Source organism: Agromyces albus (assembly GCF_004134825.1).
GTDB classification, from domain to species: domain Bacteria; phylum Actinomycetota; class Actinomycetes; order Actinomycetales; family Microbacteriaceae; genus Agromyces; species Agromyces albus.
This window is the reverse complement of sequence record NZ_SDPN01000009.1, coordinates 53,749-76,245: the sequence shown is the minus strand read 5'-3', so window position 1 is coordinate 76,245 and position 22,497 is coordinate 53,749. Positions and strand designations below refer to the sequence as shown.

The window sequence follows — 22,497 nt, the reverse complement described above, 5'->3', positions numbered from 1 at the left end:
TACTCGAACGGGACTTGATGACCCGCGACCTGCCGCCCGAGATTTTCCGTCGCCGTGCTCAGATGTCACCGTGCAATGCGGCAGCGGCATCGGTCGCCGTCAGCGCCGCTGAGACGCTGGACACGCGCGGTGCCCGGGCCTAGCATTCCCAAAGGCGCGCCGCGTCGGGCGACGCCGATTTGGGGGTGGTCATGGCTAGTTCGATCTCGCGGCCCACAAGTGTGACGATCATTGCCGTCTTCACGTGGATCTCTGGTCTTCTCGATATCATCAGCGGCGTTGTATTGCTCCTCCAATCGGGAGTCGACGCAATAGTGGACAAACTCGGTGGCGCCGCTCCATTGATCGGTTCGGGACTGTTCACGATCCTCATCGGGGTGGTCGTAATCGTCGTCGCCGTCGGCTTGCTGCGGGGCAGTAACACCGCCCGCGTGACCGTTACGGTGCTCGAGGCGATCTCAGTGATCGGCTCGGTCTTCTTGGCGATCGCTTATCCTGCGGGGGCGATCGGCGAGTACTTCAGCATTGCCGTTGCGCTCATTGTCATCGCCCTACTTTGGACGCGTCGGGCAAACGCGTTCTTTCGGAGTTGAGCTGCACCTCGGTACTGCGCTAGCGACTGCCATGCAATGCGCAGATTCTCGTCTGGGGCGCAGGCAGCGTCGCAGCTGACATTTCACCGCGCCAGCTGGAACTGCCGTGCGACCTCGATGAGGATGCGCGTGCCGAAGCCCGTCGCGCCCTTCGAGCGCCAGAGGTCGTCGGAATCGGCCTGCATGGTGCCGGCGATGTCGAGGTGCGCCCACGGGGTCTCGCCCACGAAGTGATGGAGGAAGAGCGCGGCCGTCGTGGCACCGGCATAGGGCCCGCCGAGGTTCGCGATGTCGGCGATCTCCGAGTCGAGCTGCTTGCGGTACTTTCGCTCGAGCGGCAGTCGCCACACCTGTTCGTCGGTTACGGCCGCCGCGCGTTCCACCGTGGCGATGAGGGTGTCGTCGTTTCCGAACAGCGCTGCCGTCAGCTGGCCGAGCGCCATGAGCGAGGCTCCAGTGAGCGTTGCGATGTCGACGATCGCGTCGACGCCGGCCTCGTTGGCGAGCACGATGGCGTCCATCATGACGAGCCGGCCCTCCGCGTCGGTGTTGCGCACCTCGACGGTCGTGCCACCGAACGCGGTGAGCACGTCGCCGAGCTTGTACGCCGAACCCGACGGCATGTTGTCGGTGCACATGAGCCACCCGCTCACCGTCGCGCTCGCGCCGAGTGCGCGCAGGGCTGTGAAGGTCGCGAGCACGGATGCCGCACCGCCCATGTCCATCTTCATGAGCAGGTGCATCGGGTCGGAGGGCTTCAGGCTGATACCCCCCGAGTCGTACATGATGCCTTTGCCGACGAGCCCGAGATGCCCGGTGGGCTCGCCGGGCGGCGTGTACCGGAGCCGCACCATGCGGGGCTCCTCGGTGGAACCCTGATTCACACCGAGCAGGCCGCCGCAGCCGAGTTCGATGAGCTGCTGCTTGTCGTACACCTCCACGTCGAAGCCGAAGCGGGCACCGAGATCGACGGCGACGTCGGCCATCTCGGTGGCGGTGAGGTGCCCGGGCGGGCTGTTCGCGAGGTCGCGGGCGATGCTCGCGGCGCGCGCGGTGACGAGGCCGGTGTCGGCGCCGGCGGCCGCCTGCTCGACGTCGGCGTCGTCGAGCACGAGCTCGACCCTGCTGAGGGGAACGTCTCTCGGCGTGCGGCGCAGCGCGTCGAAGCGGTAGCGGGCGAGCAGGGCGCCTTCCGTGAGCGCCTGTGCGGCGGTCGCGGCATCGGTGTCGCCGAGCGAGGAGGCCCTGAGCCCGATCCGTGCGGATCGCGCTGTGGCACGCGTGAAGGCCGCGGCGGCGTTGCGCAGCGCCGCCACATCGACTTCGGTGGCGGCACCCAGTCCCACGAGCACGAGCAGCGGACCCGTCGCGGTGGGCAGCACGAGCGTCGAGCCTGGCTTCGCCTCGAACCCGACGCGCTCGAGTGCCGCCCGGTCGAGGTCGACGTCGGCCGGCAGCGCGCCGTCGCTTGTGACGAGCACGCCGATCGCGTCGAGCGTGGCCTCGTCGAGCTCGCGCACGACGGCGACCTGCGCCGACGTGTGCAGCGACGGCGTCGCCGTGAAATCGTCGCGGATCAGCTTGTTCGGGCTGCGGATCATCCGAGGGCCTCCTGCTCGTCGACGGGGTCGATCAGGTCATCGTCATCAGGTTCGAGCTTCTCGGGCAGGTCGCCGGCACGCTGTCGGGGCATCCGAGTCGCCGGCACGATCGCGAGCAGCGAGATCGCGGCGAGGCTCAGCAGCGAGATCTTGAGCGCGTGCAGGCGTGCCTCGGCGTTCACCGCGATCGCCGCGTCGAGCTCGGGTCCGCTGGCGCGGGTGGCGAGCAGTTCGGCCAGTGCCTCGTTGGTGATGAAGTTCACCTCATCGAGGTTCACCTGCGCGATGAGCTCATCGGAGATCTCGGGGTGCTCGGCCGCGCTCGTCGCGATCGACGATGCGAGGATGCCGACGGCGAAAGCGCTCGCGACGGCGATGCCGACGCTGCCGGACAGGTTGTGCACGAGCCCGCGCCAGGCGCCGACGTCGCCGGCGAGCTGCTTCGGCGCAGCGGAGAGCAGTGTATTGAAGACGAGGGCGACGATCGCGCCCTGTCCGAGGCCGAGCAGGATGAGCCCCGCCACCACGAAGGCCTGGCTCCACTCACCGCGCACTGTGAAGGCGAGCAGGGTGAGAGCGGACGCCACGACGACGAAGCCCGCGGTTGCGAGCACTCGCGGCGCGAACCGGCCGTAGAGGTAGGCCACGAACGTCGACGAGAGGAAGATCGACAGCGTATAGGGGATGATCGCGAACGAGGTCTCGATGCTCGACCGGCCCTGCACGACCTGGATGTAGAGAGGAATCAGGAAGTTCGCCGCGGTGCCGACGAAGAGCATGGTCGCCATGCAGGCGGTGACGGCGCGCTCGGAGCCCGTGGCGAGCACGCGCAGGTCGAAGATGCGCGGCAACCCCTCGTGTGCGCGACGGCGCAGCCACATGAAGAAGGCCTGCCCTACGATGAGGCCGGCGATGATGAGGATCGGGGCGGGCGAGATGCCGAGCACCTCGAACGGTGCCTGCGGTGTCGCGAGCACCACGCCCCACGTGGCGAGGCCGCTGAAGCCGAAACTCAACAGGATGACCGCGATGGCGGCAAGGATCGCGCCGGCCCAGTCGATGGAGAGCCCCGGCTGAGCGGGCACCCGCTTCAGGCGGAAGCTGAGCAGCAGGTTGATGAGGGCGAGCCCGACCATCAGGACGAACGACCAGCGCCAGCCGATCGTGTTCGCAAACCAGCCCGCGAGCAGGAGTGCGAGCACACCCGCGGCGGGGATCGCCGCTGCGAGGAGCCCGATCGCCTTGCCCTGCTGCTCGCCGTGGTAGTTCGTGGCGATGAAGACGGTGAGGGCGGGGGCGATGAGGGCGATCACGGCGCCCGATGAGGCCTGTGCGATGAACAGCATCGTCGGGCTCACACTCAGGGCGACGCCGAGCATCGCGAGCCCATGGATCACGACCGCGATCTGGAACACGCCGCGCGTGCCGAAACGCGAGCCTATCTTCGCCCCGAGGAGGATGAACGCCGCCATCCCGAACGTGCCGGCGGTGATCGCGGTGCCGACCGATGTGGCTGGCGTGTCGAGATCGGTCGTGATGCCGGCCATCGAGACGGTGAGCGCGTTCACCGCGAACGACGCCTGGATCTGGGTGAGGACCACGACGATGAGCGGCAACCATGAGGTGCGCACGACACGCGTCGTCTCGACATTCGTTGCAGTCATCAACGCCCCCCGGCTGATGTGAAGACACTCTGCGCGTCCGTTCCGTATCACAATATGACTGCGCAGTGTCGTGCGGTAGGGATAATCGTCGGTGTCGAGGGTTCCTTCGCGCCGCGTGTTCGGTCGCGGATAACCTGAGCGCATGGACCCAGTCGTGGTGACCTTCGTGATCCTCGGTGTCGCGGTGGTCGCGTTCATCTCGGGACGCATCCCGCTCGCGGTCGTCGCGGTCGGCGTGGCACTCGCACTGTGGGCCACCGGCATCCTCTCGCTCGAACAGGCGCTCGCGGGCTTCGGCGATCCCACGGTGCTATTCATCGCTTCGCTGTTCGTCGTGAGCGAAGGGCTCGACGCGACGGGCGTCACGGCTCGGCTCGGGCGGCTCGTCGTCGCGAAGGGCGGCGCGAGCCGCGGGCGCGTGCTTCTCCTCGTCATGGTGCTCGTCGCGCTGCTCACGGCGCTCATCAGCGTGAACGGCGCGGTCGCAGCCCTGTTGCCGATGGCGGTCGTCGTCGCGGTGCGCATCGGCCTTCCGCCGTCGCAGCTGCTGCTGCCGCTCGCGTTCGCCGCGCATGCCGGATCAATGCTCGCCCTGACCGGAACGCCGGTGAACGTCATCGTGTCGGAGTTCGCGGCCGATTCCGCCGGAGGCCCATTCGGGTTCTTCGAGTTCGCACTCGTCGGCGTCCCCCTCGTGATCGGTACGCTGCTGCTCTGCATGCTCTTGGGCAAACGGATGCTCCCGGCGCGCAGCGCCGCCACCGTGCCCCGCGACCTCACCGACCACGCCAAGACCCTGCTCGCCGACTACTCGGGCCTCACCGCGGCTGATGGCGGCGGTCGGGCGGCGGTCATCGATGCGGAGAACGGCGTGGCCGAGGTCATGGTGCCGCCACGCTCCGACCTCGTGGGCATGCGGGTGTTCCCAGGAATGTCGACGCCGAGCGGCAAGCTCGTGTTGCTCGCACTCGCACGGAACGGACGGGAGCTCACCGCTCCCGACGCAGACGTGCAGGTCGGTGACGTGCTTCTGCTCCAGGGCACTTGGGACGACCTCGAGGCGAAGACCGGAGGCGACAATGTGCGCGTCGTCGACGCGCCGGCTGCCGTACGCGGGCAGGCCGCGCCCATCGGTGCGCGAGGCATCGCGGCGATGGTCGTGCTCGGCGCGATGATCGTACTCCTCGCGACCGGCCTCGTGCCCGCGGCCGTCGCGGGCTTGCTTGCTGCCGGCGCGATGATCCTCCTCCGGGTCGTCTCGATCGGCCGGGCGTATCGCGCCATCTCGTGGACCACGGTGATCCTCGTCGCCGGCATGATCCCGATGTCGACGGCGTTCAGCACCACCGGCGCCGCCGAGGTGGTGGGTCGCGCCCTCGTCGACGCAGCGGGCCCTGGCGGCCCGCTCCTCGTACTGCTCGCTGTCTGCGTGCTCGTCGTCGTGCTGGGCCAGCTGATCAGCAACATGGCAACGGCGCTGATCGTCGCACCGATCGCGATTTCGGCCGCCGTCGAGATGGGCGTCTCGGCTCGCCCGTTCCTGATGGCGCTGACCGTCGTCGCGGCGGCAGCGTTCCTCACCCCGATCGCCACCCCGGTGAACCTGATGGTCATGGGCCCAGGCGGCTACCGGTTCGGCGACTACGTCCGTTTCGGCTGGCCGTTCACGCTGCTCTTCCTTACGGTAGCGGTCCTGCTCGTGCCGGTGATCTGGCCGTTCTGATTCACGCAGCAGGCCGACAGGACGGGAGCGCATCGCACTGCACTCCCGTCACGGACCCAGGATCGATGCCAGCGAGATGACCGAAGACCAGGCCCTGCAGCTCTCGGCGCGCCACTACGTCAGGTGCGTGCTCCGAGGCCAGATGTCAGCGCGCGAGTTCGCCGGCTGGGCGCACTCGAGCATCGGGCACGAGGGCCCGGAGTGGGCTCAGGAACTCGTCGAGCTCGACGATGACTATGACGCCTTCGACGGCGGCTGGGGTCACGAGCCGGATTGGGCGCAAACACTCGAGCGCTTCCTCCTCGCTTCGGAGGGAGTGGCAGACAGATGGGAACCGCCCGCCCGTTAGTTGACTCAGCAGAGGCGACCCTCAACGGGCTCTTGGGAGTGGACTTTGTAGATTTGGCTCAATCGCCGCAAGAATCGAGATCAGAAACGATCGCTACTGGTTTCGGTTCTGCGCTTCGTCGGGCCAACGCCATCGGCGGGGTCGATCGGAGATGTTGTCACCCGTCAAGCGCCGGTCGACGTAACGCATGACGACTCCCGCGGCAATAAGCGCCGCTCCAAGGGGCGCGAGCACAGTTCGTGCGAGGCCGATGATGATCTCGAAGATCCCGACCGCGGAATACCATTCATCAGTATTGGGCGCCCACCATGCGCCGACGGCCGCCGGCGCGGTCGCCACAAGGAGCCCGCCCGTCACGACGATCGCAACTCCCCAGAGCGTCACTGTTCTCGGCATAGATCCGATCGTCATGCGCCTCCCTACGACTTCGTACGCAGACTACCGGGCCACCCAACTCGTCCCACGTGTACTCGGTCAAGATCGATGGTTGGAGAGCGCATTCAATCGATCGTTTCTGTGGTCGGCGAGATCAGTCGGCTGGACGTTTGGGTGCCTTCGCCACCAAGTAGTCGAGACTGGAACCACCTGCGACCACGTATTCGATGAGCTTGAGCTCGATACCCGGGCCTGGACGCGATCTACTTTCGATTGCGATGCCCATAGGCTCTATTCCTGCTTGGGTAGCCGTTTGGATGGCTTCATCTAGTTCCGCCAGGGCCGCGAGCGCTTTCGTGATATCGAGTTGAGCATCGGACCAGGCCGAACGAAGTCGAATGACGAGTTCGTCGCCTTCAGGTCGAAGTCGGTACGGGGTCGCGTTCACGGATACCAGCCTAAGAGGCGGGACACAGTAGCCGCCTAGGTCACCAAACGATCGTTTGCGAACACCTTTCGCTCCGGGCATCTTCCAACGACCAGCAGGGGTGAGGTTCTAGGCCGCATCACGGATCACATCTTTGTTGCGCTGACACTACGGTGAGCGATATGAGTCGCATGCAGACAATTCGGTGGATCGGTGCTGTCGGGCTTGCCCTAGCGATGTGCGGATGCGTGGTCGCAACGGTCCCGGTGCCATCAGTGACGTCCCGCACGATTGCGCCCACCCCGTCCACATCCACCGCTTCTGAACCGCCGGCTCTCAGCGAGTTCGAACAGCAGCTGCCTCTCACCGGATCGTTCGTCTCCCAGGCCTCGGCCACAACCGGGACCGCTCGGATCGAACGCCGTGCCGATGGCTCGGTCTGGGTGACCCTAGAGGACTTCCGAACGGGAGACGCGTCGGACCTTCGTTTGTACCTCAAGACAGACCCATTGGTTCAGGACGCGGCCGGCCACTGGGGCTCCGCCGAGGATGGCTACGAGATCGCGTCGATTGACCCGTCTGCACCGATACAAGAGATCGAGGTGCCCGGCGCCTGGACCATGCCGGCAATCCGGACGCTCACGGTGCGGAACTACGTCGCGCCAGATTTCCCGGCGTTCGGCTCCGCCGCGCTCGGCTAACGCTGCACGGAGATACCTGATTCTGCCGGACTCGGCGCAGCGGGTGGAGGGAGGTCGAAATGCTCTTGGAATCACGGTTTGGGGGGTCACGACTTCACGGCTCCGGCGGTAAGGCCCTCGATGACTTGTCGTTGAAGTACCAGAAACAGGATGATCGGCACGAGCATGACAATCGTTGCTCCCGCCAAAGCACCGGTGATGTTGAACCCGAACTGTGATTTGAAGGCGGCGAGGGCGAGCTGGACGTTGTGGTTCTCGGAGGAGACGGTGAGCAGGTTGGCGAAGAAGAACTCGTTCCAGATTTGCACGAACGCGACCACGGAGACGGTCGCAATAGCTGGTCGCGACAGCGGGAGGACAACCCGGCTAAGTATCGTGAAGTATCCGGCGCCGTCCATGATGGCCGCTTCCTCGAGCTCCGGGGGAATCGACTGCAGGAACGATCTGAGCACCACGAAGGTGAACGGGAACTGCAACGCTGCGTAGAGGACTACGAGCCCGATCTTCGAGTCGAACAGGCCGAGTTCGCGGACGATGAAGAACACCGGGGTAGCCAGGCCGACGAGCGGGACAGCGAGGGCAAGCGCGAATGTGACATTGAGGAACCCCTTCCCGAGGAAGTCGAATCGCGCGAGGGGGTATGCGGCGAGAAACGCGACGACCAGTGCTCCCATGGTTCCGCCGATCGCGTACAGGAGGGAGTTGACGATGTACTCCTGCAGATGGATCTGGGTGAACGCGTCGATGTAGCCCTGGAATGTAACGGGTGCGGGCCAGAAGCCCTCGCCCGTATTGATCTGAGCTGCGGTCTTGAAGCTCGAGACCATCACCCAGAAGGCAGGGAGGAGAGAGAGCACGGTCGCCAGGATGAGGGCCGCGTAGAGGACGGCGGAGGCCAGCGCACCTCGCCCATCGAAGAGCCGTGCCCGGCGGGGCGTTGCGCTGGCGGCGGCCCGCGCACCTTGCCCATTAGAGAGCCCTCCCTGCCGCGTTGCGCTCGTGGAAGTCGTTGTGCTCGTGGAAGTCATGGTCAGCGATCTCCGATTCGGAAAAGCCGGCGGACCAGAACGATCAGGATTGCGCCCAAACCGATGATTACGGTCCCTATGGCGTTTGCGTAACCCCAGTCGCCTTGCAAATACGCACGGTAAGCGTAAAGCGCGAGGGAGACGGTGGAGTCGTCTGGGCCGCCGGAGGTAAGGATGAATACGAGGTCGAACATTCCAATGTCTGCGAGTACGCGGATGAGCACGCATGTGCCGATCGCGTTACGGAGAAGGGGCAACGTTATGAGGAGCTGCTGCTGCAGCTCGCTAGCACCATCGACACGCGCCGCTTCGTACAACTCCCGCGGAATTGAAGCGATCTCGGCCATGATCACGATCATCACAAAGCCGAGAATGAACGCAAAGGTCCCGGCGACGGCCCAGCGGGCGGTCTCGCTGTCAAACAGCCAGTCGCGGCCGCTGATGCCGAGCGGGGCGAGGAGACTGTTCAGTAGTCCGGATCGCGAGTTGTAGAACATCGAGAAGATGAGCGCATACGCGGCGCCGGATATCACGAACGGGATGAACAGCAGCGTCCGGAACGCCTTCCAGCCGCGCGGTTTCAGGGCTAGGACCATCCCTACGCCCACGCCTAGTGGTACTTGGACAAAGACACCGATGGCTAGGTAGAAGAGCGTATTGCCGAGAGCTTTCATGAACACGGGATCCGTGATCATCCGCTGATAGTTCTCGACGCCCACGATCTCAAGGGACCGCCCGCTCCAAGATGTGAAGGACGTCGCAATCAGGACTACAAGGGGTATCGCGAAAAAGGTTCCGAAGAGGACCGCGGCGGGGACGATCGAGACGAACGCCGAGAAGCGCATTCCTCGAGGTATGGGGGATCCGGCTACGCCGCCGTGTTGACGGCGTAGCCGGAAGGTGGGCGCGCTCACCCTAGTCTCCGCTCGCATTCGCATCATCGGCCAGACGCGTGAGGAACGTTTCCGTGTCGATGTCGCCCTTCACGTAAGCAGGCCACAGGTTCTTCCAGGCATTGCCAAAGCCAGCCGGCCCGTGAACGCGAACGTGGGGGTAGGTAAGGGCTACGTCATTTGACGCAGAGACGAGAGCGGATGACAAGGGTTCCAGATCCGCGGCTTCGAGGGCCGTCTGGTCGACGATTACCGCAGGGTTTGCTCCGGTCTGCTCGGCCTGGATGATCACTTCCTCTTCCGAGGAGACGAACTTCAGGAAGGCAAGCACCGCTTCGAGCTTGGTCTCGTCTTCTGCGCCTGAGACCCATCCGGCACCCGAGACCACGATGAGGCCCTGGCCATCGTCCCATCCCGGTGAGACCGAGTATCCGGTCGACTCGTAGATGCCGTCGATGGCGGCATCACCTTGCAGATTGGTCTTCACGAACCATGGGCCGTTCGGCACCGTGGCGGCCGAACCGGATAGGTAGGCGGCTGCAGCGTTTTGGAATTCGCCAGAGAAGGCATCAGAGTTGACCAGGCCCTCGACGTGCCAGTCTCGAAGCCGTTCAGTGGCCTCATATGCGGCCTCGTCGTCGACGAAGTCTTTGCCGGCGATCCCCTCGTTGAGGAACTCCTGTCCTCCTGGCGCGGTACCGATCAGGTTGGTCCACATGAGCATGGTCGCCCAATCACCGTCCAGGGCAAGAGGGATTGCGCCGGTCTCCGCAAGGGCTCGGGCACCTTCCTCGAACTCGTTCCATGTTGCCGGCAGTTCGTCGTAGCCGGCCTTGGACCAGAGATCCTTGTTGTAGTAGATCCCGATCGGGTCGCGCTGCTGTGGGATCGCCCAGACCTCCCCGCCGATGCCAGTCAGCGCGTCGAAGGTGCCGGGTTGGAACGTGTCCGCCCATGCCGTATCCGACGCGAGCTCGCCGGTGAAGTCGTGGAGAGACCCGGTCTCGGACAGGGCGGAGATCTCAGCAGAATTGAGCTGGAACAGGTCGGGGAGGTCGTCAGCGAGAGCCAGCCGCTGGTAGTACTGCAGACGTTCATCGCCCGAGCCGGCATTGGCGTTGCTGAGCGTCTCGATGCGGTATGTGCCATCGAACTCCTCGTTGAACCGTTGAGCCGCCTCGAAGTTGTACTGCAGGAACGGGTCGGTGGGGGACTCCTGGCAGGTGGCGCACGTGATGACGAGCTCATCATTCGCCGCCTCCTGCCCTCCGCCGCTGCAGGCGGCAAGCGTCAAGGCTCCGGCAGCAACCGCTGCGATAACGACTCCTGTGGGGAATTTGCTGTGTGTCATGCGGTTCCATCTCCTTCGATGGGTTGTGGGTATGGGTAATTCAGGTCCGTGATTTCAGATCGAAGCGTGATTTCTAGTAACCGACGATCCGAGGCCAATGCCGTTCAATCCCCGCGCCGTCCAACCTCTTCTGAAACGCCTGAAGGAGGTTGTCGGAGTTGCGGACTGCCTTCGGCGACGTCGAGTTGGCTTCACAGAATGCGATGAGGTGGGCCCCGACCTCTGCGACATTCCACTCGACTAGTGGCATTCGATAGGCGCCGTTGGTGATGTGGGTGGTGCCGATGTTCTTTGCGGCTGGGAGGAGATTCGTGATTCGCACAGGGAGAAGGCTGCCAAGCGGAATCTCAAACGGGCTGCAGCCGATGTCGACGTATGAATCACCGCCGGTTGAAGGGTGTAGGTCGATCCGGTAGATGCCGACGCCGATGGAGTCCCGATGCTGCACGGCCCCGTGTTCGCCGCGGACCTCGAGCGAGATCTCTTGTTCGACGACGGTGTGCTCAGCGACGATCCGACGTGCCTCTCGCACATAGGGCGCCAGCGCGAGGCCGTCGCTCGCGTCGCCAAGGAGGTCTCCACGCAGTCGCAACCCGGGCCAGCCCGTGCCTCCATCTGGTCGAGGAGCCTCCGTCTGCAACCAGTACAGGAAAGAGAGCGAGAGCGACCGGGCTCGTTGAATGTGAAGCTCCGCATCGGCCACATCGAAGATCGGCGACTCCCAGTAATCGATCTGGGGCCAGTTCACGAGGGTGATGTCGGAACGGTAGGCGCCCGGGATGAAGTTCTGTCGTGCCGCGATCCGCCTGAAGGTCCACAGGTTGCGATCCATCTCACCGACTCGATGATCGGCGTAATCGGGGCGGATGGACCGAAAGTCACCGTCCGGGTTGGGGATGAATTTGTGATGCTGGGGTGCGAGTGTCTTTGGGTGTGGCGCCGTGAATGAAAGCTGTCCCTCGGGCCAGTACGGAGCGCGCGCATCCAGAAAGTGCTCGTACTCCGCTGGCTTGTCGATGGTGTGGTCGCCGTCGACGTGGTCGATCGCGAAGCACACGCTGACAGGCTGCATGTTGAGGGGATCCGCTTGGTCCGGTGCGTGAGGTTCGCCCGTCACGGTCCGTGATTCTGCGCCCGTCACGTACTCAACTCCGGCGAGAGGAAGTAGATCACCAAGCTCTGTCGCATCGACGACCCAAGCCGCCTCGACGGTGACGGTGTCGCCGGTTCGAAGGTCGCGCAAAGTAACTGCCCGAATGGCGTCTCCATCGACGTCAACGCTCACAGGGGCGTGCTCCATAAGCACACGGAGCCGCCCATCGGCCCGATGCGGCGCCAGAAGCGCGTCGATCACGGCAACCGTAACCATTGGTTCGTGACATAAGTCGGACACCTTCGCCGCACCCGGGTTGAATGCCCGCTGTGTGCGGGCTTCCTCGGTGAGCGGATAGTGGTCGCGGTAATAGCGCCGGATCTCGTTGCGTAGATGACGATATGTCGCCGTTGAACCGAACTGCTCGATCCACAGATGCTCGTCCGGGGGGACCGCTTGCGATGTCAGGACCCCTCCTAACCAGCGAGTGGGCTCAGTGAGGACGACGGTGAGTCCGTTACGCGCTGCCGTGAGGGCTGCGGCGACTCCGCCGATCCCTCCACCAACAACCAGGACTGTGGTTCGGTAACTCTGCACGTGCACAATGCTGCCCTCAGGGCTAGCGTCAGTACATGGCTGGTCCGCGCATTAATGTGTCTGAAATTGATATCGCGTCTCGCCACCTGAGCCTTGTGCACTGTGTTGTGCAGCCGCTAAATCAAGACCCTGGCAGCCAGATCGGGCCCCGCATGCAGCGCCAGATACAGATGGTCCTTGTGCATTCGGGACTCATGATGGTGTCCATTCAGGGCGGGAGGACCTACGAAGTCGCAGCCGGCCAGATGTGCATCCTCCTCCCCGGTCACATCGAGACGATTCGGTTCTCAACAAGCGGCGTCACAGCGCAAACCATCATCCGAGGCGATCCAGATAGGCTCACCGAGGCGATGCGGGCTTGGTTGGAAGATCTTCGCCCAACGCGCAATCTCTCGGCGGCACTGACGTACTTGGCCAGGGAAGCGGTAGCAACAGTCCAGACCCGGCTCACGGCACAAGGAGCGCTTGTAGATGCTCTCAGTACCGCATTGCTCTGGCGATTCATCGCCGAGTTCGAGAACTACCCGGCCGCCCTGCCAGAACGTATTGAAGAGGCTCGCCTCTTCATCCATCAGCACCTCGAAGAGGAGATCACGCTAGACGACATCGCGAAGGCCGCACATGTGACCCCAGCACACCTGATCCGACTATTTCGGGAGCATGTTGGGACAACACCAACCAGGTACCTCTGGGAGAGAAGAATCACATTGGGGATGGAACTCCTAACCAGCTCGGGAATGCCGGTCTCGGTCGTTGCCGTCAGATCGGGGTTCAAGACGAGTTTTCACTTTGCGAGGAGGATCAAGGAGGCAAGCGGGCTATCTCCTACCGCCTTGCGTGAGGCGTCATGGCGAGTCTCGCGTTCATCCGAATAATTGAGGCGTGAGCCCGCTCGTAGTCACTTAATAGTCACAATTTCGGCATCACGTCGAATCACTACTGGATATCTTCAGCACCGCCTGATGCGGGGACGACGAGCTCACATCCCGCGGTGTGAAACTCAGGCTTCCGGTCGACTGCCGCCGCTACTCTCCACTGCATGGGAGCCGTGATCATTCACATGCCGCCGACCGACGCCGAGACGCACAGCTGGGAGCCGCTGCCCGCTCCCCCGCTACCTGCGGTCGACACGGCATCGCGGCGGCCGGAGTGAAGTCCGAAGCCCGGCACCCGACCGTGCACACTCCCGCCCAGGCCGTGCGGGAGACCGCGCACCAGCAGGAGCTCACCGCCGTCGAGCGCGCGATCGACCGCGCGGCGCACCGCCTGCTCGCCGACGCATCGGAGCGAGGCATCCGTGCGGGCCTCATCGAATTCCTCGTGTTCGGGGCGAAGCAGGCATGGGCGTGCATCTTCGGCGCCGCGCTGCTCGTCGTGATCGTCGCGGCACGCCTCTGGTATCCCGACGATGCCGCCCTCGCGCGGAACGACGCCCTCACGATTGCGGCCGTGCTGATCCAGGTCGTCATGGTCGCTACCCGGCTCGAGACCGGCCGCGAACTCTGGGTGATCGTGCTCTTCCACGTGACCGGCACGGTCATGGAACTCTTCAAGACCGACGTCGGGTCGTGGTCGTACGACGGCGACGGCGTGCTCCGCATCGCGGGTGTGCCGCTCTTCTCGGGCTTCATGTACGCGGCCGTCGGCTCGTACATGGTGCGCGTTCACCGGCTCTTCGACCTCGGGTTCACGCGCTACCCGAGGCAATGGCTCACGGCGATCGTGGCCGTCGCGATCTACGCGAACTTCTTCACGCACCACTATGTGTTCGACCTGCGCTGGGTGCTCTTGGCGGCCGTCGTGCTGCTCTGGTGGCCGACAGTCATGCACTTCCGGGTGTGGCGGCGCACGTTACGGATGCCGCTCCTCGCTGCCTTCGGCCTCGTCGCGCTCTTCATCTGGCTCGCCGAGAACATCGCGACGTGGGCGGGCGCGTGGTTCTATCCCGACCAGGTCGACGGATGGCAGCTCGTGTCGCCGTCGAAACTCGTCTCCTGGTTGCTGTTGATGATCATCTCCGTCGTGCTCGTGACCTGGGTGTACCCACCGAGGCCGCCCTCGATCGCGCGGACCGAGGTCGAGCGAGGAGCCATTGCGAGTCCTGTGCGGGGCTGATGGGTCATCCGCTCGTAGATCTGCATGTCGAAGGCGGGTGGTCGTCGGCCGTTTGACCATGAATGGGCATTCTGTTCGAATGAGCACGGCACCTGTACAGCTGTGTGGGATCTACACCGAGGAGAAGATCGATGAGGGCGGGGATCACGATCCTTCCGGAGTACCGCTGGGCCGAGGCGAAGCCGAGGTGGCAGGCGGCGGAGGCGTACGGCTTCGACCACGCGTGGACGTTCGACCACCTGGGCTGGGGGCCGCTGGTCGGCAGCCCGTGGTTCGGCTCGGTGCCGACGTTGAGCGCAGCGGCGCAAGCGACGTCGCGGATCGGGTTGGGCTTCATGGTGGCGTCGCCGAACTTCCGGCACCCGGTGCCGTTCGCGAGGGACGTCACGGCATTGGACGACCTGTCGGACGGAAGGTTGACGGTGGGCGTGGGTGCCGGCGGAGTGAATGGCTACGACGTGGACGTCTTCGGCGGCACCACGAAGGCCGCGAGCCCGTCGAGGCGGTACAAGGAGTTCGTGGAGTTGCTGGACGCGCTGCTGACCACAGACGGCGTCGACTACTCCGGCGAGTACTACACGGCCGTGGACGCCCGCAACGCCCCCGGCTGCGTCCAGCGTCCGCGCACCCCGTTCGTGATGGCCGCGAACGGTCCGAAGGCGTTGGCGCTGACCGCCCGACACGGCCAGGGCTGGGTCACCATCGGCACCGTGCACGACACTCTCGAGGGGTGGTGGAAGTCGCTGGCGGAGCTGTCGGCCCGGTTCGACGAAGCCTTGGCTGCCGAGTCCCGCGACCCGGCCACGGTCCGCCGCTTCCTCCAGACCGACGCCGCGCCGGTCTTCAGCCTCTCGAGCGTCGAGGTCTACCGCGACTTCCTTGGCCGTGCCGCAGAACTGGGCTTCACCGACGTCCTGGCGCCCTGGCCGCGGCACGAGGGCCCGTTCGCGGGTGACGAGGCGGTCCTCGACACCGTGGCCACGGATGTCCTGCCCACCCTGTCCTGACGCCGGCTGTCTATCATCGCCGACTCATCATCGCTTGGGGCGTCCTCTCCTATAGTTGGTGCGAGGCTCACCGGGAGACAAGTATGTCTGCACCTATCGTGTTCATCAGCCATTTCAGAGTGAAAGACTTGGCCGCGTACGAGCGGATGGCGCCTGAGGCTGTCCGCCGCCTCCAAGCTGAGAAGCCGCAGACGGCGGCGTTCCTCCACTACCTCGACCGCGAGGAATCCCGGTTGACGATCATCCACCTGTTCGCCGATGCTGATGCGCTGGACCGCCACCTTGAGGGGGCGGAGACACGCGGGGAGCAAGCGGGGCAGGTCATGGAAAGAGAGGCGTGGGAGATTTACGGCCCAGCCAGTGATCAGGCGCAGACGACGATGCGGCGGCAGGCGGAGTCGGCTGGCGTCCCGCTAACGGCACACGCGGAGTACATCGCCGGCTTCGTCCGTCTCGCGTAGGCATCAGACCTCCACTCCGCCGCTCACCGCCGGATCGAGGTTGGACTTCAGCGAGGGCGTGTCGCTGCGGGCGGGGAGCACGGTTCTCACCCCGTTTCCCAGATGGCTTGGTCTCGTTCACCCGGCTCGGCGAGCATCAGCGCGCCCCCAGAAGGAGTCAGATGTCCAGTCGCCCCGGCGTACGCCACCTCATCGCGGCAGCCGCCCTCGCACTTACGGCGACTGCTTCGGTGATCGTCTCACTCCCCGCCGCCGCGCACGGGTTCTCGACCGTCGTCCACGTGGATGCGAGCGCCCAGGCGGATGACACGGTACGCACCGAGCTCGGCCTGGAGTACGACCTGCTCGTCGTCTCCGTCGCAGACTTCGAGAACGCCCCGCAGTTCTTCGAAGACGGGATGGACGTGTTCCAGACGGGCGACGAGGCATCCGCTCTCAACGCACATGCAGGCGCGATCATGCGGTACGTCACAGAGCGCTTCGAGGTCAGCGCCGACGGGCAGCCGTGCGAGCCGGACCGAGTCGGCGAGATCGGCGTGACACAGCGGGAGGGCGTTCCCTATGCGATGCTCACGCTCGATCACGCCTGCGGGCACGGTTCTGTTCACGAGATCCGGAGCGAGTTGTTTCCGGATGCCGAGGAGTACGTCACGGGCACCGTGACGGTCCTCGAATACGACCTCGATGGCCAGAGCGGGAGCGCGGCGCTCGACCGCGAGGCGCCGGTCTTCACGACCGAACAGCCCTTGCTCGAGCGATTCGGCCACTTCTTCGTGCTCGGAGCCGAGCACTTGCTGTTCGGCATCGACCACGTGCTGTTCCTGCTCGCCCTGATCGTGGGCTCGCGGCGATTGCGCGACGTCGTGCTGGCGGCGACCTCGTTCACGGTGGCGCACTCGGTGACCTTCATCTTGGCCGCGCTGGGCATCGTGTCGGCGCCGGGAGTGGTCGTCGAGCCGATCATCGCCCTGTCGATCGCCGTGGTCGCCGCCTGGTACCTGTGGCGGCTCTGGCGTGGGCCACGCACGCTCGCACCGGAAAGCCCCGGCAGGTTCGGCCTCGACCGGGCCGACTGGGCGCGGCTCGCGGTCGTGTTCGGCTTCGGCCTCGTGCACGGGCTCGGGTTCGCCGGGGCGCTCGGGATCGACGAGCCGTTCTCGTGGCCACTCCTCTGGTCGTTGCTCGTCTTCAATGTCGGCATCGAGGCGGTGCAGATCGCCGTCATCGCCGCCGTCTTCCCGCTGCTCGTGCTCCTCCGCCGACGCGAGCCGAAGCTCGCGCTCGGGGTCGGCGCCGCCGTCGCTGCCGGGGTGGCCGTCACGGGCCTGGTCTGGTTCGTGCAGCGCCTTGTCGGCGCTGGATGACGACTGGCGAGCCGGTCAGCCGAGCCAGACGACGATGCCGGTGATACCGTTCACCACGCTCGCGACGCCGGCCCGCACGGCGGCGTCGGCCCGATCGGGGGTGACGGCATCCGGATCGCTCGATGTCGACGAGTTGGCGACCTCGCTCCCGCGGGACGAGGCTCCGTGCCACACCGCGGCCGTCACGTTCCCGGTGGGCTCGGGCAGCTGCGCGCCGACGATGAGGAACTGACGGTCGAGGTGGCTCGCGGTGACCACCGCCAGTGGGTCGACGAGTTCGTCGCCGGCGCTGACGATGAGGTCGGGCCCGAGCTCCATGGCCTCGACGATCCCGTCGATGGCGCGTTCGGGCTCCGTGACGGTGACCGTCTTGAGGCTGACGTCTTCGGCGGCCGCCCACTCCGCCACTGCGGTCGAGAGCGTCGCCGTTGCCGCATCGTCGCCCAAGGTGAGCAGCACGACCCGGTATCCCTGCGGCGGATGCACCGCGTCCCACGAACCCGAGCGCGGCGCGATCGTCGCACCTGGCGCAGGCGGGGCATCCGTGAATCCCGGTGCAAGGGTGCCGATCGGCTGCAACTCGGATCGGGGGCCCGACCAGTCGTCGGCGGAGCCGCACCCGCTGAGCAGCAATGCGAGAGCGGATGCCACGGACACGGCGGCGGAGCTGCGTTGGGTTCGAACGCGCAAGGAATCGTCCTCCTGTGGCTGGAAAGCATCCCATTTCTACCGCATCGCCGATCGACGAAGACGGCGTCGCGCGCCTCCTGCCGAGTGTTCTGGACCTGACGGGTCAACATTCCGACGACGTTCACCGGCTCGTCATGGTCGCCCGCGACGGTGTCGTGGGGTCGATGGCGGCCCTCATCCATATCGAGAAGGAGTTCTCCGAGATGAAGACCAACCTGCGAACGCCGAATGCGTCGTTCGCCCCACTTCGGCGCCGCGCGGCCATCGGGGTCGCCGCAGCAGCCGTGTGCACCGCGATGGCGCTCGGCGGCATCGTGTCCGCCGCCCAGGCCGAAGATCCCGCCGCGATCGACGACATCATCCTGCTCGTCGGGGCCGACGAGTCCCAGCGGGTCGTGAACTGGTACGCCTCCGCGGCCACGGCGCAGGTCGTGCAGGTCGCCCCCACCGACACGATCATCGACGGCGAGTTCCCGGCCGACGCGATCAGCATCCCAGCCATCGTGAGCCCCAACACCGTCAACGGCGGCTACAACGGCCACGCCGTCATCTCGGGCCTTGCCGAGAACATCCAGTACTCCTACCGCGTGGGAGGCGACGGCGACTGGTCGGAGTCCTACGCGTTCAAGACGCGGAAGTTCGAGGGCAACTTCGACTTCCTGTTCTTCGGCGACCCGCAGATCGGATCCTCGGACAACATCCCCCTGGATCAGGCCGGCTGGGAGGACACTGTCGAGGTTTCCCTCGCCGCGAACCCCGAGGCAGAACTGCTCGTCTCCGGCGGCGACCAAGTCGACACCGCGAACGTCGAGGCGGAGTGGAAAGGCTTCCTCGCACCTGAAGGTCTGCGCGCGGTGCCGTGGGTTGCGACGATCGGAAACCACGACGTCGGCGGCAAGGCATATGAGCAGCACCTCTGGACCCCGAACACCGACCGCTCACCGCAGTACTACCGGTCGAGCAACCTCACGACCCAGTCGGGCGGCAACTACTGGTTCGAGTACAAGGACACGCTGTTCATCGACATCAACAGCAACGCCTACTCCACGAGCGGCGCGCCTGGCGTTGACGCAGATGAGGCGCACATCGACTACATCACGGACGTCATCGAGGAGCACGGCGCCGAGGCGAAGCACACCGTGCTCGTCTACCACCACTCGATCTACTCGCCGGCCGACCACGCGAACGACCGCGACGCCAAGGAACGGCGCCGGGACTTCCCGACGGCGTTCTCAGAGCTCGGGGTGGACCTGGTTCTCCAGGGCCACGACCACGCGTACTCGCGCAGCTACCAGATCAAGAACGGCGCGAAGGCCAACCCTGACGAGCAGCCCGGCGCTTCGAGCGTGTTCCAAGGCCCGGGCGGCGTCACCTACGTCACGGCGAACTCCGCGTCCGGCTCCAAGTACTACGACCTCACCGACCCAGACGTCGCGGCAGACCCGAACTACGGTCCCGACCCGCTGAATCCCGACAACCACTGGGCGAACTCGGTCGAGAACCAGGAGCACGTCCGCAGCTATGTCAAGGTCTCGGTGCGCGATGAGCACCTCACCGTCGAGAACATCCGCAGCGGCACCTGCGAGGCGCCCAACGCAGCGGTCGAGGTCGGCCGGGTCGACTGGTGCGGACCCGACAACGGTGCGGCCGAGGCGCTGCCCGTCGGGTCGATCGTCGACCAGGTCGTGATCCACAAGTCGGAGGCCAAAGCCGGCGGTCACCGGAAGGACGCTGCCGCGCCGGTCACGACCGAGCAGGGCACGACGACGATCACCACGCTGAACTGATCGTTTCACTCCAACGGATGGGTGGGCGCCTTGGCGCCCACCCATCCGCTCGACATCACGCCGATCCCCCGAACCTCGAGATGAGCACGATGCAGACGTTCAGTCCCCGTCAGACCCTCAACGGGCGGTTCCTTTGGCGCGTGGTCGTCGCCGCGCTCGCCGCCTTCCTGCTCGCGGGGGCTTTTCTCGCCGCTCCCGCCGAGGCGGCCGAGAATGGCCCCTCATGGGTCGTTGACACCGCTGATGGCTCGCACGGTTCCGGTCGGCAGAACTACGACTATCTGGTTGAACGGGGCGACCGGATCGAGGACGCTCTCGTCGTCGTCAACGACGGCCCGGCTCCGATCGACCTCCGCTTGTATGCCGCGGACGCGTTCACCACCGAGACCGCACAGCTCGACCTGCGCACTCGAGAGCATGCGTCGACCGGTGTGGGCGCTTGGCTCCGGATGGCCCAGGAGCGGATCAGCCTCCAACCGGGCGAGTCCGGAGAGATCCCGTTCACCGTCACCGTCCCGGATGACGCCACCCCGGGCGACCACATGGGCGGAATCGTCACCACGTCGGCGTCGACCTCGAACGGCACCGAGCCGGAGCGACGGGCCGCCATCCGCGTCCATCTTCGAGTGGGTGACGCGTTTCAGCCGAAGCTGTCGGTAGAAGACCTGAGCGTGAATTTCTCAGGTGATCCGCTCGGCGCGGGGCTCGCCATGGTGACGTACACGGTCCGCAACACCGGCGACACCATGCTCTCGGCGGAACAGTCGGTCACTGTCGCCGGCCCCTTCGACTCATTCGGCGTCACGGCAGAACCCATTGAGAACATCCCCCGACTGCTCCCGGGCGAAATCTGGCGTGTCTCCGTGCCCATCGACGGCGTGGTCCCGTCCGGGCTCCTCGCCGCCACCGTCACGGTTGTACCCCTGTATACGGATCCGGCCGGCTCCACCGGTCCGCTCGCCGGCTCCGAGCACACGGGAAACGGCTGGGCGATCCCATGGCTGCTGCTCATCCTTGGCGTCGGCGCGCTCGTCGCCGTGGTGTTCGTCCGGAAGCTCCGCAGGTCCGCCCCACAGAAGGCCGGTGGCCTCGCATGACTCGTCTCGCCGTATTCACGGACTGGCCACTACGGCCCGGTAAGGTGCGCGGGTGACAGGTGATCGTTGGCGGGCTCTCGGATTCGGCACGGCCGTGCACGTCCTTCGGTTCGGGGTGATCATGGGAGCCCTGGCGTTCGCGCCACTGCTGGGGATCTCGGGCTGGTACCTGGGGCTCGCCGCCAACGTCGCGTGTGTGCTCCTCGCCGTCGTGCTCGTGACCGTACGCGGCCAGTGGCGCGTGTCCGGCCTGTTCTCGTTGTGGCGGGGAAGAACCGCCGCCCTGTTCCTCGTTCCGTTCGTCATCGAGACGCTGCTGTGGGCGGTGCCGACCGGACTCATCGAGCTCCCGCCCGGCTTCGGGCTCTGGGCACTCACTCTGCTCCTCGTCGGTGTGAACGAAGAGCTCATCAGCCGAGTCGTCGTACTGGAACGGATGCGGCGTTCCTTCGGTCCCGCGGGTGCCGTCGCGCTCACCGGCGCCCTCTTCGGCCTTCAGCACCTCTCGGCTTTCGCCACCACCACCTCACGCACGGCCGAAGACGTCCTCCTCAACGTCCTCGTCTCCGCGTGCTACGGCATCGGGTTGGCGGCGTTCCAGTACCGCTTCCGCTGGGTGCTTCCGCTCGTGCTCCTGCACGCCGCCGTCGACTTCACGAGCGTCCTCTCCGCGAACCCACTGCCGGACCCTGTCGTCGCAATCACTTGCGTCGCGTTCCTTGCGACCGCGGCGGTGATCCTGCGCCCGCTCGTCATCGGCCGGCTTCCTTCCGCTGCCGCCCCCGCCGAACCCGAAGCAGAGACATCCGGCCGAGGCGCTTGAATCTCGGCTGCGGCAGGCGCACAGTGGAAGGAGCGATGGAGGTCTCATGCGCGACTGGATGGCTCACCCGGATGTCATGCCGATCCTCTCCCCGGGCCGGCACCGCTCGCCGCGGCGCGGGGCGTGCTTCATGGAGTTCGCGTCGTACGTCGCGGGGGAGCGCTGGAGCGATCATCCGGCATGTACGCACGGCACCCTCGCGCATCTGGCGCGGATGGTGAACGACCAGACGAGCGATGCCGGCCGCGCGCGGCTCGCGCCGCTCATTCCGGCGGTCATCGGCCTGACGAGCGACGACCCGCTGCTCGACGTCCTGCTCGCCGTGCGAGCCGCCCACGCCGCCCTGCCGATCGCCGCTGAGGAGCGCCAGCGTTCGCAGGCGGTGGGACTGCGCGTCGCCCTCACGGTCCTCGCGGAACGCGACGATGAGCTCGCCGCGGAATCGCGCGAACTGGCACAGGCCGCCCTCCGCGCCGCGCCCGCCGCCAGCGCTTGGGCCATCCGGTTCATGGAGGAAGTCGGTCCGGGCCGCCCGAGCATGACGGCGCGGCAGTGCCGCGACATCGTGACCGGCGCCGTCGACGGCATCGCGCGGGCGTGCGTCGCGGATCCCGACGATCGACTCGTCGCCCTGCTCACCTCCGCCGTGTCGGACACGGCGCGCTTCGTCGGCGCGAGGCGTGAAGCTCCGGATGTCCGCGCCGAGGCGGATGTGCCCGTCGGCTCCCAGGCGCTGCGATAATCGACCCACCCGAGTT

Annotated in this window: 22 protein-coding genes; 13 read left to right on the top strand and 9 right to left on the bottom strand. The window is 65.8% G+C overall.

Annotation, left to right across the window (positions count from 1 at the left end):
• Positions 1-191 precede the first annotated feature (191 nt).
• Complete coding sequence (locus ESP51_RS06915) at positions 192-593, top strand: DUF7144 family membrane protein (protein WP_129520164.1); 402 nt, start codon at positions 192-194, stop codon at positions 591-593.
• 83 nt (positions 594-676) lie between these two features.
• Here ESP51_RS06915 and ESP51_RS06910 read toward each other — a convergent pair whose 3' ends face one another.
• Both ESP51_RS06910 and ESP51_RS06905 read right to left on the bottom strand, forming a co-directional pair.
• Positions 677-2,194 carry a leucyl aminopeptidase gene (locus ESP51_RS06910; protein WP_129520163.1) on the bottom strand — a complete coding sequence of 506 codons (1,518 nt, stop codon included), beginning with the start codon at positions 2,192-2,194 and terminating at the stop codon, positions 677-679.
• Positions 2,191-3,858 carry an MFS transporter gene (locus tag ESP51_RS06905; protein ID WP_129520162.1) on the bottom strand — a complete coding sequence of 556 codons (1,668 nt, stop codon included), beginning with the start codon at positions 3,856-3,858 and terminating at the stop codon, positions 2,191-2,193. Before ESP51_RS06905 ends, ESP51_RS06910 begins: the two co-directional genes overlap by 4 nt.
• A gap of 142 nt (positions 3,859-4,000) precedes the next feature.
• Here ESP51_RS06905 and ESP51_RS06900 point away from each other — a divergent pair, with 142 nt between their 5' ends.
• Together ESP51_RS06900 and ESP51_RS06895 are read left to right on the top strand one after the other, a co-directional pair.
• Positions 4,001-5,581: an SLC13 family permease gene (locus ESP51_RS06900; RefSeq protein WP_129520161.1), complete on the top strand. Its 1,581-nt coding sequence runs from the start codon at positions 4,001-4,003 to the stop codon at positions 5,579-5,581.
• A gap of 76 nt (positions 5,582-5,657) precedes the next feature.
• Positions 5,658-5,930: a hypothetical protein gene (locus tag ESP51_RS06895; protein ID WP_129520160.1), complete on the top strand. Its 273-nt coding sequence runs from the start codon at positions 5,658-5,660 to the stop codon at positions 5,928-5,930.
• 93 nt (positions 5,931-6,023) lie between these two features.
• Here ESP51_RS06895 and ESP51_RS06890 read toward each other — a convergent pair whose 3' ends face one another.
• Both ESP51_RS06890 and ESP51_RS06885 read right to left on the bottom strand, forming a co-directional pair.
• Positions 6,024-6,326 (bottom strand): hypothetical protein, encoded by a 303-nt coding sequence (locus ESP51_RS06890; protein ID WP_129520159.1) that lies wholly within the window; start codon positions 6,324-6,326, stop codon positions 6,024-6,026.
• Between the two features lie 133 nt (positions 6,327-6,459).
• A complete protein-coding gene (locus ESP51_RS06885) occupies positions 6,460-6,753 on the bottom strand; it encodes a hypothetical protein (protein ID WP_129520158.1) in 294 nt (97 codons plus the stop codon).
• A 161-nt stretch (positions 6,754-6,914) separates the two neighbouring features.
• Between ESP51_RS06885 and ESP51_RS06880 the strand changes: the two genes are divergently transcribed.
• The gene (locus tag ESP51_RS06880) at positions 6,915-7,433 is read left to right on the top strand and encodes a hypothetical protein (protein WP_129520157.1); all 519 of its coding nucleotides are present in this window, start codon (positions 6,915-6,917) and stop codon (positions 7,431-7,433) included.
• 86 nt (positions 7,434-7,519) lie between these two features.
• On the opposite strand, the gene ESP51_RS06875 is transcribed toward ESP51_RS06880, so the two are convergent.
• The 4 genes from ESP51_RS06875 to ESP51_RS06860 form a co-directional block, all read right to left on the bottom strand.
• The gene (locus ESP51_RS06875) at positions 7,520-8,461 is read right to left on the bottom strand and encodes a carbohydrate ABC transporter permease (protein WP_129520156.1); all 942 of its coding nucleotides are present in this window, start codon (positions 8,459-8,461) and stop codon (positions 7,520-7,522) included.
• A gap of 2 nt (positions 8,462-8,463) precedes the next feature.
• A complete protein-coding gene (locus ESP51_RS06870) occupies positions 8,464-9,375 on the bottom strand; it encodes a carbohydrate ABC transporter permease (protein ID WP_164990443.1) in 912 nt (303 codons plus the stop codon).
• A 1-nt stretch (position 9,376) separates the two neighbouring features.
• Positions 9,377-10,705: an ABC transporter substrate-binding protein gene (locus ESP51_RS06865; protein WP_129520154.1), complete on the bottom strand. Its 1,329-nt coding sequence runs from the start codon at positions 10,703-10,705 to the stop codon at positions 9,377-9,379.
• A gap of 73 nt (positions 10,706-10,778) precedes the next feature.
• Positions 10,779-12,395, bottom strand: coding sequence for an FAD-dependent oxidoreductase (locus ESP51_RS06860; protein WP_129520153.1), 1,617 nt, complete (start codon positions 12,393-12,395; stop codon positions 10,779-10,781).
• A gap of 35 nt (positions 12,396-12,430) precedes the next feature.
• On the opposite strand from ESP51_RS06860, the gene ESP51_RS06855 reads away from it, so the two are divergent.
• From ESP51_RS06855 to ESP51_RS06835, 5 genes are all read left to right on the top strand, one after another.
• Positions 12,431-13,270: a helix-turn-helix domain-containing protein gene (locus ESP51_RS06855; protein WP_129520152.1), complete on the top strand. Its 840-nt coding sequence runs from the start codon at positions 12,431-12,433 to the stop codon at positions 13,268-13,270.
• A 322-nt stretch (positions 13,271-13,592) separates the two neighbouring features.
• Positions 13,593-14,510: a DUF817 domain-containing protein gene (locus ESP51_RS06850; protein ID WP_129520201.1), complete on the top strand. Its 918-nt coding sequence runs from the start codon at positions 13,593-13,595 to the stop codon at positions 14,508-14,510.
• A gap of 131 nt (positions 14,511-14,641) precedes the next feature.
• A complete protein-coding gene (locus tag ESP51_RS06845; RefSeq protein WP_129520151.1) occupies positions 14,642-15,517 on the top strand; it encodes an LLM class flavin-dependent oxidoreductase in 876 nt (291 codons plus the stop codon).
• An 83-nt stretch (positions 15,518-15,600) separates the two neighbouring features.
• Positions 15,601-15,978: a hypothetical protein gene (locus ESP51_RS06840; RefSeq protein ID WP_129520150.1), complete on the top strand. Its 378-nt coding sequence runs from the start codon at positions 15,601-15,603 to the stop codon at positions 15,976-15,978.
• Between the two features lie 161 nt (positions 15,979-16,139).
• Complete coding sequence (locus tag ESP51_RS06835) at positions 16,140-17,342, top strand: HupE/UreJ family protein (protein WP_129520149.1); 1,203 nt, start codon at positions 16,140-16,142, stop codon at positions 17,340-17,342.
• Positions 17,343-17,357: 15 nt separating this feature from the next.
• Here the strand turns inward: ESP51_RS06835 and ESP51_RS06830 are convergent, their stop codons facing one another.
• Positions 17,358-18,032, bottom strand: a complete 675-nt coding sequence (locus ESP51_RS06830; protein WP_129520148.1) for a type 1 periplasmic-binding domain-containing protein — start codon at positions 18,030-18,032, stop codon at positions 17,358-17,360.
• Positions 18,033-18,046: 14 nt separating this feature from the next.
• Here ESP51_RS06830 and ESP51_RS06825 point away from each other — a divergent pair, with 14 nt between their 5' ends.
• The 4 genes from ESP51_RS06825 (at position 18,047) to ESP51_RS06810 (ending at position 22,481) form a co-directional block, all read left to right on the top strand.
• On the top strand, positions 18,047-19,819 hold the full coding sequence (locus ESP51_RS06825; RefSeq protein WP_241843027.1) for a purple acid phosphatase family protein: 1,773 nt from the start codon (positions 18,047-18,049) through the stop codon (positions 19,817-19,819).
• Positions 19,820-19,899: 80 nt separating this feature from the next.
• On the top strand, positions 19,900-20,916 hold the full coding sequence (locus ESP51_RS06820) for a COG1470 family protein (protein ID WP_206737233.1): 1,017 nt from the start codon (positions 19,900-19,902) through the stop codon (positions 20,914-20,916).
• 52 nt (positions 20,917-20,968) lie between these two features.
• Positions 20,969-21,739, top strand: coding sequence for a CPBP family intramembrane glutamic endopeptidase (locus ESP51_RS06815; protein ID WP_129520147.1), 771 nt, complete (start codon positions 20,969-20,971; stop codon positions 21,737-21,739).
• Positions 21,740-21,785: 46 nt separating this feature from the next.
• Positions 21,786-22,481 carry a hypothetical protein gene (locus ESP51_RS06810; RefSeq protein ID WP_206737232.1) on the top strand — a complete coding sequence of 232 codons (696 nt, stop codon included), beginning with the start codon at positions 21,786-21,788 and terminating at the stop codon, positions 22,479-22,481.
• Positions 22,482-22,497 lie beyond the last annotated feature (16 nt).